The sequence below is a fragment of the Paenibacillus terrigena DSM 21567 genome (genome assembly GCF_000374845.1).
GTDB classification, from domain to species: Bacteria; Bacillota; Bacilli; order Paenibacillales; family Paenibacillaceae; genus Paenibacillus_K; species Paenibacillus_K terrigena.
This window is the reverse complement of sequence record NZ_KB895422.1, coordinates 51052-64916: the sequence shown is the minus strand read 5'-3', so window position 1 is coordinate 64916 and position 13865 is coordinate 51052. Positions and strand designations below refer to the sequence as shown.

The 13865-nt window shown below is 47.2% G+C and carries 13 protein-coding genes; 7 read left to right on the top strand and 6 right to left on the bottom strand.

All coding sequences use genetic code 11. The features are described 5' to 3' along the window. Positions 1-6: 6 nt before the first annotated feature. From C558_RS0124050 to hemQ, 5 genes are all read right to left on the bottom strand, one after another. Complete coding sequence (locus C558_RS0124050; protein ID WP_018758872.1) at positions 7-1338, bottom strand: DUF4129 domain-containing protein; 1332 nt, start codon at positions 1336-1338, stop codon at positions 7-9. After that, entirely contained in the window at positions 1331-2449 is a 1119-nt protein-coding gene (locus tag C558_RS31790) for a DUF58 domain-containing protein (protein ID WP_018758871.1), read from the bottom strand. The genes C558_RS0124050 and C558_RS31790 overlap by 8 nt, the downstream gene beginning before the upstream one ends. 5 nt (positions 2450-2454) lie before the next feature. Continuing rightward, entirely contained in the window at positions 2455-3417 is a 963-nt protein-coding gene (locus C558_RS0124040; RefSeq protein WP_018758870.1) for an AAA family ATPase, read from the bottom strand. A gap of 126 nt (positions 3418-3543) precedes the next feature. Further along, positions 3544-4344: a class I SAM-dependent methyltransferase gene (locus C558_RS0124035; RefSeq protein WP_018758869.1), complete on the bottom strand. Its 801-nt coding sequence runs from the start codon at positions 4342-4344 to the stop codon at positions 3544-3546. Between the two features lie 328 nt (positions 4345-4672). Next, positions 4673-5416, bottom strand: a complete 744-nt coding sequence (gene hemQ / locus C558_RS0124030) for a hydrogen peroxide-dependent heme synthase (protein ID WP_018758868.1) — start codon at positions 5414-5416, stop codon at positions 4673-4675. A 462-nt stretch (positions 5417-5878) separates the two neighbouring features. On the opposite strand from hemQ, the gene C558_RS0124025 reads away from it, so the two are divergent. From C558_RS0124025 to C558_RS0124005, 5 genes are all read left to right on the top strand, one after another. After that, positions 5879-6184, top strand: a complete 306-nt coding sequence (locus C558_RS0124025) for a YuiB family protein (RefSeq protein WP_018758867.1) — start codon at positions 5879-5881, stop codon at positions 6182-6184. Between the two features lie 156 nt (positions 6185-6340). Then, on the top strand, positions 6341-7990 hold the full coding sequence (locus tag C558_RS0124020; RefSeq protein WP_018758866.1) for an alpha/beta hydrolase family protein: 1650 nt from the start codon (positions 6341-6343) through the stop codon (positions 7988-7990). Between the two features lie 32 nt (positions 7991-8022). Then, positions 8023-8841, top strand: a complete 819-nt coding sequence (locus C558_RS0124015; RefSeq protein ID WP_018758865.1) for a hypothetical protein — start codon at positions 8023-8025, stop codon at positions 8839-8841. Positions 8842-8987: 146 nt separating this feature from the next. After that, a complete protein-coding gene (locus C558_RS0124010; protein WP_018758864.1) occupies positions 8988-9365 on the top strand; it encodes a hypothetical protein in 378 nt (125 codons plus the stop codon). Next, entirely contained in the window at positions 9292-9981 is a 690-nt protein-coding gene (locus tag C558_RS0124005; protein WP_018758863.1) for a YidC/Oxa1 family membrane protein insertase, read from the top strand. The genes C558_RS0124010 and C558_RS0124005 overlap by 74 nt, the downstream gene beginning before the upstream one ends. A gap of 62 nt (positions 9982-10043) precedes the next feature. Here the strand turns inward: C558_RS0124005 and C558_RS0124000 are convergent, their stop codons facing one another. Beyond that, entirely contained in the window at positions 10044-11015 is a 972-nt protein-coding gene (locus C558_RS0124000; protein ID WP_040675774.1) for an MraY family glycosyltransferase, read from the bottom strand. A gap of 195 nt (positions 11016-11210) precedes the next feature. Between C558_RS0124000 and C558_RS0123995 the strand changes: the two genes are divergently transcribed. Both C558_RS0123995 and dnaI read left to right on the top strand, forming a co-directional pair. After that, complete coding sequence (locus tag C558_RS0123995; RefSeq protein WP_026264111.1) at positions 11211-12740, top strand: DnaD domain protein; 1530 nt, start codon at positions 11211-11213, stop codon at positions 12738-12740. A gap of 23 nt (positions 12741-12763) precedes the next feature. Then, complete coding sequence (gene dnaI / locus C558_RS0123990) at positions 12764-13723, top strand: primosomal protein DnaI (RefSeq protein ID WP_018758860.1); 960 nt, start codon at positions 12764-12766, stop codon at positions 13721-13723. Positions 13724-13865 lie beyond the last annotated feature (142 nt).

Here is a 13865-nt window from a genome sequence, read left to right as displayed (position 1 = left end):
TTTTTGTTACGAAGAAGATGAATTACCGAACTTCTTGCGCAGGCGATCGACGGTCTCATCGGGAATGTCGTGACTCCCGTAGCGTGACGCGTTGTAAGTCTCAGCTAATTCCTCTAAGTCGCTAGGGGTTTCATGTACATCCCATTCCTTCACTTGCCGGAGCGTTTCAGAAGGGGTGGAGCTCTCTTGCACAGCGAAGCCCTTACGCGTCACTTGATTCATTTTGAATCGATACCAATAGCGGATACGATCACGGTTATTCGTTAATTCGGTATAAGGGACATCTCTTTGTCTGAACCGGGTCATGATATTTTCCCATGGTCGGAACACACGCTGACGAAGCTTATCCCACTCGAATAGATTGGTTCGCTCATCAGAGAAAGTGGTCGATGGGGTAAATTCCTGCTTCTGTGCGAAGAACCGCAGCAGAGCGGCCCAGAATTTCGGGAACAGCTTCTTGATCAGATGCCGTAGACCCAGCCACAACAAGACGATAACTGCGATGATCAACGCACTCCAGAACAAGATCATTATGATTTGCTCTAGCCATTTCATGAATGCACTAGGTTCCCCGGGTTCGAGTCCGGCGAGCGGCATCTGCGGTTCTGCTACAGGCTCAATGGGGCGGGGTTCGACTTCGGCGGGCCGATCTTGCAGCAACCATGCGACGAATTGACGGAACCATAGCATCAGGATATCCATGAGATTGCCGAAAATCATCGCAGCGAAGAACAACGTGATGGCAATCAGCGCGAAGACATATTTTGTATTTTGACGAAGGATGCCCTCTGGCAGTTTGGCAGCGGAATCCCTTGTCATATTCGCACGATGCAGGATATTCTGATTCATCATCATCAGGGTGGTTACGATCATCCATAACCCGCCAGCTAACAAATATAACCCGAATTGTCTAATTTCAGGCCGAATGCTGGCAAGAGCATAAGTGAAGAAATAGGCTGCGAGCGCGCCCCAATACCAGGTCACCGTGCTCCACATTGGCATTCCTCTGGTTACGATTTTCACACCGCGCGTGAATAGGGTGAAGCCGATCAATGGCGGTATCATGTGTGACATGGTCAGCGGTCCTGTCATTACAATGAAGGTGACGGTCAGGATAAGCAATCCAGTAAGCCATAAGACATCACGTTGCCAGTAAATCCATGATTTTGTCATTTGACCAATCCGGTGACAGGCCGGATAGACGAGAGTAAGCAAGAGCGTAAGTGATGGTATATCCGGTATGAGATAGATATGGAGCAGCAGAATGATAGGAAGCATCATGGCATATTCGGTCAGGGTTCGAATCAGTCCAACAGAACGGAGGATACGATTAAACATAGATGGTGTCCTCCTCAACTTCATGTGCGGATTGATTTGTGCGTTTGAGCTCCACGATTTCAATACCATTCCCCCGCATGCGGATTCGGGATAACAAAGGCTCTATATCGGTAAGCGGAATCGCGGTCAGGATAATGAAGTCTGTTCCTGCAGCATCTTCCCAGATCTCCATAAAGGTACGAAAGGATGCGGATAGCTCCAGTTCGAGCTTCGCCATATTTTCGAATACATCGGTAAGATGATGCGTACCAGCCGCGGGAGGAATGACAACGGGCTGCCCTTTCGCGAGCGTCTTCATCGTTCCATTGCAGGCAAAGCCTGTCTCAATGCCTTGCGGGATGGTCGTATTCGCGATCGAAGCGGCGTAGGATATCGCTTGTTCGATCATCTCCGGGTGCGTGACTTTGGACCACATGCCCTTCGTTGTCTCGAAATTTAACAGAATCATGATCTTACGGTCAGCGGTAAAATCAAGCTGATGCACTTGAAGCTGGTTCGTGCGCGCGGTTGCTTTCCAATGTACGGTTTTCAGCGGGTCCCCAGGTTGATAAGATCTCACACCGGATTTCCAGAAGGGGTCCTCGAGAATCCAGCGTCGTACTGTCATGTCCCCAATCCAACTCTTATTGGAGAATGGAATCTGATGCAGCGGCACGATCTCCGGATAGACGATCAATTCGAGATCGAGCGGAAGGGTGCGCACGGCATCGAACATCCCGAATAGATCTCCTGCGGTCATGGTGGCACTGTTCAATCGGTAAATCCCGCGGCGCGTACAAGTAATCTGATGTCTTCGCACAATTTGTGTGTATGATTTTAAGGTGAACAAGCTTCGATGATTCTGGAGCAGTTCTCCTGTATTGATCGCTAAGTTCGTCTGATTCCCGAAATGAAGCGAACTAGGCAGCATCGATTCGAGACGAACCCATGGCAGCGGCAGCAGCTTATCATTTCGAATGGTTTCTGTCATCTCTACTTGATCCTGTGCGAATAGGCGATGCTTCGTAAACGTTCTGGAATAGCCCAAGCGAGATAACGCGCGCACCTTAAAGAGGAGGGCTTGTAGACCAATAACGATAACGGCGAATAAAATGAACCAATGCAATGGCATCGCGATTACCCCTTCAATAGTGGTTCGGAAGGTACGGGAACTTGATTCAGAATTTGTCCCAGTACATTCTCGGCTTGCTGATCTCGCAGCTGCGAAGCATTCCGGAAGAGCAGGCGATGGGCGAGCACAGGTGTGACCATCTCTTTCACATCATCAGGAGATACGAATTCCCGGCCGCGGATAACAGCATAAGCTTGAACGGCGCGCAGTAAGGCTTGGCTCGCTCGAGGGCTTGCTCCGAGTGCGATATCCGGGTGTTTGCGCGTCTGTTCCACGATTCTCAATAGATATTCCAGCATATCGTCGCTAATATGTACTTTTGTATAGTTGGCTCGCGCCTGAATAATGTCTGCTTTGGAAGCGACGGGCTCGAGCTGTTCGAGCGGTTGTTGTTCCCGGAATCGGGACAAGACAAGGAGCCCCTCATCAAACGTCGGGTAGCCTAGCTTCAGCTTGAGCATGAACCGATCGAGTTGAGCCTCAGGGAGCGGGAACGTCCCATAGTTATCCAGTGGATTCTGCGTGGCCAGCACGATAAAAGGCTCGTCCAGCAGCATCGTGTCACCATCGATACTCACTTGACGTTCTTCCATACATTCGAGCAGGCTGGATTGGGTTCTGGGCGTCGCACGATTGATTTCATCCGCGAGCAGCAGGTTCGTGAATAGCGGACCCGGACGGAATTGAAACTCGCTCGTCTTCTGATTGTAAATATTCATGCCGCTTAGATCGGTGGGGAGCAAGTCGGGTGTAAACTGAATGCGCTTGCAATTACCGTTGATGGATTTCGCAAGTGCCTTCACGAGCAGCGTTTTTCCTGTTCCGGGCACATCTTCTAGCAACACATGTCCACCTGTAAAAAGAGCAACAAAAATGCGGTCGATCGTCTCATCTTTGCCGACAATGACTTTTTGAACGTTACGTTTGATGACTTGGGCTAGGTTATAAATGCTTGTTAATTCATTCACTGCAGAACACCTCGTTTCGATGGATGGGCAAGAACAACGGTTCTTTGTTCTTCGACAGGGATTAGGTGAATCCCTCCCTCTAACTTAACTTCGAAGAGGAGGTTATTGTATTGTTCATGTTAGATTTTATGATTTCACTGCTCGTATGGATAACCATTGTGGAAGTGCTGCTAAGGGGTTTAGTCTCCAATTGCACATGTCATCAAGCTCTTTCTTGGTCATCGAATCACCTTCATTTTTGGAGTCATCCACCCAGAATAATCCGGTCTCTGCGTACATTTCTTCGATATGCTTCATATGGAATCCCGATGAAATCATCGCATTCATAAGATCTTGGATTCGCCATTTATACGTGGGTATATCTCCGAATGGACCTGTTATGTGATAAGGATTGACTACATTTATTTGTTCTGTAACTTGTATACCGAAAGGTCGCAAGAAGGGGTGAATATCAAACATGATATACACCCCTTTGTGATGGAGAATTCGATGAATATTGTCGTACATAGCATGTAAATCGTGGATCCATACATGAACGCCATTCGAGGTATATACAAAATCATATTCATCGCTTTTGATATTGCTTAATTTCATAGTGTCATCGCAAATAAATTCGATATCCCATCCATGATAACGAGCGATATCTGAAGCATTCTCTAATTGTCGTTCTGAAAAGTCGCATGAGGTTACGGTCGCGCCCATTAAATGAAAAGCAAAGACAGCATGATTGTCACCGCTTGAAGGTACACAAATGCGTTTGCCTTGCAAATCGGGAAAGGTTTCTTTCAACATTGAATACGTCGTTGGATGGAAGGCAGATTCAGGCCGTGCGATTAACTCTGAAATGCGTTCCTCCGAACGGAATTTTGCGAAATCCGTATCTGACCATAGATTCCAAGCTTCTTTGACGCGATTGTTCTTATTCATGTAGATGCCCCTCTCTAGAAAACTGTTATGCAAATGATAACAAGGGCAATAAGCAGCAAATACGTAAAGAATAACTTAAAGTGTTCGTTACACAAAAAAAGCCACATGGGGTACACTCCCATATGACCTGGTATCTCTTATTTTTTGGAATAAATGATTTTCTTGATGCTGACTCCCAGAGTTCTCTCCCCATTTTTTACGTGATCCATAGGGTTTGGGGATATACACTAATCCACCATGGATATATTTCTGTACTTCTATAAAAATGATTTCACTTTATTCTTCAATAAAAAAACTTCCCTCGTCAAGAGAGAAGTTTTCATCGTATTTATAGAGCAAGCATCGCTTGGAACTTGTCCGCGTCGAGCAGGTTGCCCACGTAGAAAGAGCCGAATTCGCCAAAGCGCGCGCTTACTTCGTCAAAACGCATTTCATAGACAAGCTTCTTGAACTGTAGCGCATCGTCCGAGAAGAGCGTAACGCCCCATTCCCAGTCGTCAAGACCAACGGAGCCGCAGATGATTTGTTTCACTTTACCTGCGTATTGGCGGCCGATCATGCCGTGGCTGCGCATCATGCCTTTACGCTCATCCATGGATAACATGTACCAGTTGTCCGCAAGGTCGCGTTTCTTGTTCATTGGATAGAAGCAGATATGCTTGCTCTTCGGAAGCGTTGGCTTCAACCTCGCCATAACCTCAGGGCTCGCATAAGGATCTCCGCCGCCCGCCAAATAGTTGCTGAGCTCCACGACACTGACATAGGAGTAGACGGGAATTGTAAATTGCGCGAATGATGTTTTATTAAAAGCATTCTCCAGCTCATTCAATTCCTCAAGCGTCTCACGCAAATGCATGAATACGAAATCAGCCTTCTGTCCCACAATGGAGTATACCGCCGTGCTGCCTTGTTTGTCCGCTTCTACTGTTGCCCATTGTTGCAAAAATGTATGTAACTCGTCGAGTGCCGTAGCACGTTCTGCCTCGGTCGCGCGTTTCCAACCATTCCAATCGATAGCTCTGAAATCATGCAATGCATACCAGCCTTCTAAAGTAAGAGCTGCTTCGCTCATCGTGATCACTCCTTCATGAATTTACCTCTAACTTCTTCCATTGTAACGAAAACAGCCGCGCAGAACAAATGGAGAAGGTGTGACAATCCTCACACAAAACGTCACGGAAAGTTCGTTGATTCCACCACATTTTTCTAGTACACTACAAGGAAAGACGTAAGACACAAGCTGCAGGTTGTACATATAGGGGTAGTTCAAAAAGTCATCATTTGAGACGAAGTCATTCAAGAAGCATAATCGACATCGAATCTTGCGCTCACCTTCGAAGAGCATATGCTAACGAAGTATGTTTCCTTCGGAAACATTTCAGGTACTCATTTAGGTTTTGCCTAAACTCCGTTCCTCCTAAAAGTTTTTCGAAGAAAAACTAGCTACGGAAGCATGACTTCAGGTTCTCGCAACCTTCACGGTGCTGAAATGCCGACTTTTTGAACACGCACATATAGGGAGGTCGTTCAGGGCATGAATGGTGTGGTAGGTTCTATCATTCCGATCATTTTGTTCGTATTGTTTTTTGTGATGATGTTTGGGATCGGGTTTATTTTAAATATGTTAATGAAAACAACATGGTTCCCGGCGTACTTGTTCGTGATCGTTATTGTACCCGCGGTGATCATCTCGTATTGGAAGAGTGATCTATCCTTCCTGGGTAATATCGAGGCGTATAGCCTGGTAGATATGCTCACAGCATGTGCCGGGTTGGTCGGTGCAGTCATTAGCGGTACGACGATTCGAATGCTGCGTCGCAGTGGATTTAAGATGTTTTAATCAGAGGGCAGTACACGGGATGAAGTGTATTGCCTTTTTTTTATGTTGATAATGGTTAAGATTGACAATAATGAAAGTCCAAAGGTATACTTTATTTAGATGTTTGTCTAACTATTAAATTATATATGATTGTTTGGGAGAGGAGATTGTAACCGTATGAAAAAAATGATTAGTGTGTTAACCATCGCAGGCTTGTTGGCAAGCGGAGCACAAGCGGCACTAGCAGAAGGTGTGACAGGAGCTACAGCAGCAGGTAAAGGGATTGAATTGCGGCAAGCGGCCGAGTGGGTCGGCGCTTCAGTGAAGTGGGATGCAGCGAAGCGGGCTGCCGTTGTGCAATACGGCACGACCGAATGGATCATTCAAGTCGGGCAGAGCCAGGCGCAATTGAATGGGGAGCCGTATCCGATGCTTATACCTGCGGTGTTGAATGCGGTGCATCATTTGCAAGTCTCGGTCGAAGATGTGAACAAGGCCTTGCAAGTTCATCTATCGGTTGGCGAGCAGGGGGAGATCGTGATTGATCAAGCGGATCTGAAGAGCCGGGCTACTCATTTACTGAAGCAAGTCGTTGCAGGACAATTTGATGAGATGCGTGCTTCGATGAGTGAACCCTTGCAGGCGACAGTTCCTGTGCCGACTTTACAGATGATGCAGCAACAAATCATAGCGATGTACGGCAAATTGGATAAAGTGTTGAACGTGTCAGAGACGACAAATGCGGTTCACCATAATGTACGCGTCATGTACGCGGGGCCTCAAGGCGTGCCAGTAGCGATTGATGTGCGGTTTGATCGGGATGGAAAGGTAGATGATTTCTTCTTCCCACAGCTACTGGTCGATAATTATCATGCACCGTCCTATGATCATCCTGAACGCTACAAGGCCGAGGAAGTGAAGATCGGAGAAGGCAGCACCGCATTACCAGGAGCATTGACCATTCCGCAAGGGGACGGTCCATTCCCCGTTGTCGTCCTTGTCCATGGTTCGGGAACGAATAATCGGGATGAATCCATTGGCGGAAGCAAGTTCTTCCGTGACCTTGCCGTAGGGCTTGCGAATGAAGGGGTAGCTGTACTCCGATACGACAAACGAACTTTTGAGCATACATTTAAGTCTCAATCTCCTACATTTACTGTCAAAGAAGAGACAACGAATGATGCGATTGCTGCAGTGCAGATGTTAGCGACGGATAAGCGATTCGATGCCAAGCAAATCTATGTCCTTGGACATAGTCAAGGCGCAATGCTGGTCCCTCGGATCATTGAGCAGGATTCGAAACATCAGATTGCGGGTGCCATGGTCTTCGCTGGACCTTCGAAGCCGCTCGAAGACATCTTGCTCTGGCAATACCAGCAAGGCCTTGAACGTGTGAAAAAAGCAGGATTACCTCAAGAACTCTTAGCGCAGGTTGAAGCACAGCTTAAAATCTGGGAGCAGAGTATGACGCTGCTGAAGGATACGAAATACTCGGTATCGAATTTGCCGCCGCAATTTCCAGCAGGCAATGCCTATTGGTGGTTCGACCTTCGGAACTATCGTGGCCAAGAGATTGCGAAGTCGCAGAAGGTGCCGCTCTTTATTGCCCAAGGCGATAATGATATTCAAGTGGAAGCATCGAACTTGGACGGCTGGAAATCCGGTCTTGCTTCGCGAACAGATGTGACGTATAAGCTGTATCCGAAACTAAACCATGTGTTCGTCTCATCTGACAAACCTTCAACAGGCGAAGAGTATATGCTTCCGGGGAATGCACCGCAAGAAGTGATTACCGACATTGCAAAGTGGATCAAATCGACGAAATAAGCGGGTAGATAAATGATATAGGGAGTGGAAGGATGAAGAAGTTAATCGTTGTCATGATGGCTTTTGCGCTAGGACTGGGGGCTACTCCTCATTCCTTCGCTGCCCAAGCGAAGCTAACAGATCAGCTATCCGACTCTAAGCTCACCTTTGCGTATGCAGATGCGACTGGCACTCGATTGCTCGGGTTCGATCAAAAGCATCCTAAGCAATACACGCAAGCGATCTCTGCTCCTGGACGGGGTATTCCGATCCAATATGTGAAACATCAGAAGCAATCGGACGAGAGCAACGGCCGAAACAATATGTATAATTTCAACAAGGACGAAGGCGAGATTTATAAGGTGGTCAAAGGGAAATTACCGGAGAATGAGAGCGTTGTGCTCGCAGCGAAGGATGCTTTTCAAGGCCATACGTTTCTAGCTTATCGTCCGGTGTCGATCAAGGGTTTAGATAAGAAGACGGTTAAGGCAATTGAGAAAGCGAAGAAGCGTAAAGTGTTGAAGCATTGGAAAATCGGTGAAGTCCCATCGGAAGTGCAAGTGGGCATCATTGAATTTGAGCGCGTGAAGGGGAAGAAGCCGCTCGCGAGCTTCGTTCTCGTGACGAAGAACGGTATTCTCTTTGATGACTATGAAGGGAACGAAGGTGATAATTCGGTCTGGCGCGTAGATGACGGAGGCGAAATGGATCCCTCATTTTTCCGTGTTATTTTCTTAACGCGCTCCGCTTCGGGCTATTCCGTCGGATTCGAATGGTACGGTTACGAAAGCAATGGATTATCTGTATTGCAGCAGAACGGGAAAAGCTTGCGTCAAGTCGAGCATTCGTCTCGGTATATTGCCCCGCTGTAAAGCATCGAATTCCCAAAAGAAAGGTCCGTCGTTCCTAGGAACGACGGACCTTTCTGCTTTCTAATAAAAATGAGACGATTCCACGCCTCGAACGTACTATGGTATAGTTGTGTTAGAAGATGATCAACAGAGAGGGAGGTGAGACAATGGAAATATCCGTGGATTATGGTGTGCTGTTATGGTCGATGATTGCGGTCGCTGCAGTGTTGGTAGGCTACTTCTATTTGCAGTCCCCGATCGGCATGCCGATTCGTACAGTTGTAATCGTGTCTCTGCAATCGCATACGGATGACTATCCGACACATGCGCAGAGCATGGTGCTGCGATTAGGATGGATACGTCGGAAAATACCGAGCCGCAAGCCGCGCAAAAAGCCAACCGATGATGAGATGCATTCCGCTGTAGGTGTACAGGACAGAGTAGAACAAACACCTATAGGAGGAATTATCCATGATCTCTTGGTTATCACCAATCGTATCTGTATTCAACACATTGCTCACCGATCTCTTCCAGCTTACGCATGACTGGGGACTTGCGATTATCGCATTAACCCTGATCGTTAGATTGTTATTCACGGGGTTGAATTTGATGAACTACCGGCAGATGGTCCGCCAGAAGGCCGTGCAGCCCATTCTTCAACAAGCCCGTGAGAAATATAAAGACAAGCAGGATCGATTGCTCGAAGAGACGCTTCGAATTAACAAGGAGCATGGCATTAAGCCGTTCAATATGCTATTGATCAGCTTTGCTCAAATTCCGATCTTCATGAGTCTTTTTGGTCTCTTTCGAACGCATGGGGGCGACATGAGCTCGACGATTGTATCTTGGGTGGACACGTTGTCCCAAACAGACCCGTTGCATGTGCTGCCGATTCTGAGCGCATTGTTAACGCTGGCCACTGCGCTCATCCCCATTACGATGGAGCTGACGATTCTGCAAGCGGCCAAGAAGCAGGCCGGCCTTTCGATCGTAATGAATTTAATTTATCTCTTCGTTCTGTGGCGGTCGCCGATCGCTATCGGCTTATATTATGCGTCGAGCGCGGTGTTCGCCTTGATGGAGAAGCTCGTGTACCGAACGAAGTGGGGGCAGAAGCTGCTCTATCGGGGCATTCAAGTCCCTGTGGAGGCGGCGAGCTAACCCCAAATCATAAGAAATCCCCCATGCCGTGGATAATTCCATGGCATGGGGGATTTGTGCATTTACGTCTGAATTAATAATAAGATGATCGAAGATAGTCCGAAGCATGTCCCAATCAGACATAAGAACATCAGCACTTGCTTGTGATTCAGTCCTGAACGAAGCAGTCGGTAATGCGCTTGGCTGGCATCAGCCTGATAGATCGGTTTGCCTTGAATCATTCGCTTCATGACGACGAAGATGTTATCGAAGATCGGCACCCCGAGCGCTAGAATCGGAATGAAGAGCGAGAGAATTGTCGCTTGCTTGAACGCTCCGTCTAACGCGATCACACCAAGGATGAACCCGATGAATGTCGCACCTGCATCGCCCATGAATATTTTGGCCGGCGGCTTGTTGTATCGTAAGTAAGCAACCGTCACACCAATCAAGATAATCGCCATCATCGCTGAATTGGTCTGACCTTTGGTGAGCGCTACGATAAAGAGGGTCACCGCTGATATCGTGGCTAAGCCGCCTGCGAGGCCATCCATGCCGTCTGAGAAGTTAATGACCGTTGTGACGCCGAAGATCCAAAGAATGGTAAGTATAAATTGCAGCCAAATCGGCAGCAAGACATATTCATTGCTGAAGGGATTATAGAACCCTGTAAAGGCGTTGCCCGAGAAGAAGACGAGCGCAGCTGCGGAGAGTTGAATAACCATTTTGGGCAATGCCGGGAAATCTTTCCCCTTCGTCTTATACCAATCATCAATGGTTCCGATCGTCAGTAAGAGAACACCGCCAATAAAGAGTGCCCCAGTCTCCCAATTGAATTCACGTGTGACGAGCAAGTATGTAACGAAGAATCCGATAAATATCGCATAGCTGGCTGTCAGCGGGATTGGCTCGCGATGGATTTTGCGCTCCGTGTCTTTCCGTGGCTTGTCCACAAAATCGATGCGGAAAGCCATCTTGCCGAGTGGTGGAATGAGTACATATACAATGAGAAACGAAATGAAAAATGAGAGCGCGTATATCAAAACGATCACCATCCATTAGTTTGTTGTCCATTACGTATTATACGCAATATGGATAACACTGTCGAATTTTCGATGATAGAACCTGTCGAGTTATTGATCATATTCGTGGTAGAGTTCTCCAGAGACAGACTTGGCTCTTTTTTTATGATAGAATAAAAGGATGCTTGAAGTACGGAATTAATGGGGAAAAATGGGGTGTAGTGAAGGGTGCGTATTTCAAATCTAATGCAGTTTACCGAACATCATCGGTATTGTACGTTCAGGGACTTCTCGCTCAGCGGGATGGATTCGAAAATGCTCTCCTATATTTATCAACCGATGGTTGGTGGACTTGCGATTAGTTTCTATCAATTTCTCTACCAACATATTTCGAGTGATCGTGTCGGATATTCGCGGATTGAACAGCAGCGCCGTCTCTTCCTCACCCTAGGGATCGACCCAAGTGAGAAAGGCCGTAAGCAGCTGATCGAGATCACATCGAAGCTCGAAGCGGTAGGGTTATTGCATACGTCGCGGATCTACATACCCGAGCAGGATGATAGTCTGTATGAATATGAGCTCTACGCGCCGTTGTCACCGAATGAATTTTTTAAGACACAGCACCTCACGCTGTTATTACGGGATAAAGTAGGAAAGTTCTCGGTCCTATCACTTCGTGAGGAATTCTGCACAGAAGAGCCTGCCGAGATTGCTCATAAGGCCGTTCATAAAGAAGATCTATCGATCCCATTCTATGAACTGTTCCAATTGAACACACATGTGATAGATTATGAGCTGGAACAGGCGTTATCCGAGGTTGCTCCTTCCCGGCATCCGGGGTATCAGGCGATAGGCTCGGAGGAGACGCTGAATTATGCGGATATTATTTCACGGTTCCCACGCATCTCGAAGAATCGCGCATTCGTCGAGCGGCTGCGTTATGAGCATGAACAAATGGGTATGATCAATTACATCGTTCACAAATATCAACTAAGTCTGCAAGACATCTGTGGACTATTGGATGAGGAAGGCGTCTTCTCTGATCAAGGCGAAGTCCTGCTCGATGAGCTGCAGCACCGGGCGAACCTGCAGTTCCGTCAAGGGAAGAAACGGAGTGAGACGAGTGATCGGTATGCGAAGAAGGTCATCGCACTTCGTGATTCAGTAGACCTTACCGGAGAGGATCAACCGCAGGAAGAATATGCCGTGGAGATGGAATTCTATCTGGATGTGCCGCCGCAATTCCAGGGGAAATGCGATATCCATCAATATAATATGATGCTTCGTAATGAACCTTATACGATGTTGCTCAAGAAGTTCTTCCCGGGCTCCGTACCGGATAATATGATGGACATGTTCGAGAAAATCGATTTGAATTATAAATTGCCTGAAGAAGTTATCAATGTTTTAATTCACTACCTGATGACGTTGCTCGTCTCAGGCACGGATCAACGTTTGAACCGGAATTTTGTGGATTCCATTGCATCCACGATGCTGATGAAGCAGATTACCACTTATGAACTCGCTGTACAACATATTCGAGATCAGAGTCAATTCAAGCAGCGGCTGGAGCAAGAGCGGACCAGCAAATCCGCCGCATCGGGCTCACGCGGGCGCAGCGGATCAGGGTATTCGAGATCTGCGAAGCAGAAGCCGAGCATTCCGATTATTCAAGATGTGCCGCAAGGTATGGCCGTAACTCCAGAAGAATTAGAAGAAATGCGCAAAGTTGCGCGGAAACTAGATGGTAAATCCTAAGAAGAGAGGAGATGTATTGTGTCATGGACTCACTCGGAGATCTATTAAAACGAATTCCAAGTCAAGAAATGTGGCAAAAGGTAGAACGGAAGAAGGCGGAGCTGATTGCGAATCCGCTGATTGTGAAGCTGCGTGCGAAATACCCGGACATCACGGAACAAGTTCTTCAACAGAATATGAATCGCTTGTATCAATACGTTACGGAGTACAACAACTGCTCGCAATGCCCAGGGTTAGATCAATGTCCGAATGATATGCAAGGGCACTATACCAAAATCTCCTGCGACACCGTCAATGGATTGACCCAAGTCTATGATAGCAAAGTATCTTGCAAGAAATTCCTTGGTCAACAACGACAAGATCAAGTTCGTGAGCGGATCCGGAGCTTCTACGTGGACGATCGGGCTCTTAAGGAAGGCTATTCAGCTGATGAGATTCTCGTGAAAGACTTGGAGCGGGCTTCGGCTGCGAACCAAGTGTTGACGTATATTTTACGGACGAAGGAAGAGGGGCTTCAGACGAACGGACTGTACTTGGTCGGGAAATTCGGTACAGGGAAGACCTTCTTGATGTGTTACTTGTTGTATGAGCTTGCGAAGGAAGGATTCACAGGTGCGATCGTCTATATGCCAGAGTTCGTCGAGGATTTGAAATCGATGATGTTAGACGGGGCCAAATTAAAGGAGACGATGGAAGTCTTGAAGGAGACGGACATTCTGATCTTCGATGACGTTGGTGCTGAGAACATGAATCCTTGGGCGAGGGACCATGTGCTCGGATCAATTCTGAATTATCGGATGAACCGCAAGCCAACCTTCTATACCTCGAATTATGAATTGGATGCGCTGGAGAAGCACTTTAGCTTCACGAGCAAAGACGGTGAAGAGGCCTACAAAGGCCAGAGGCTAATGGATCGTATTCGGCCATTCGTCGATGTCATTGTGGTGAATGGCGAGAACAAACGCGGACGCAAAAAGAACTAAAACATAGCGACAAGCCAGTGTGATTCCTTCGGGAGAGTCAGCTGGCTTTTTTGTTATTTTCCTCGAAAATAAGGATTGACATTTCTCTAGGCAGTTGGTATATTACGTTTAAACCAAGTAATTAAATAGGAATTATAAGTTT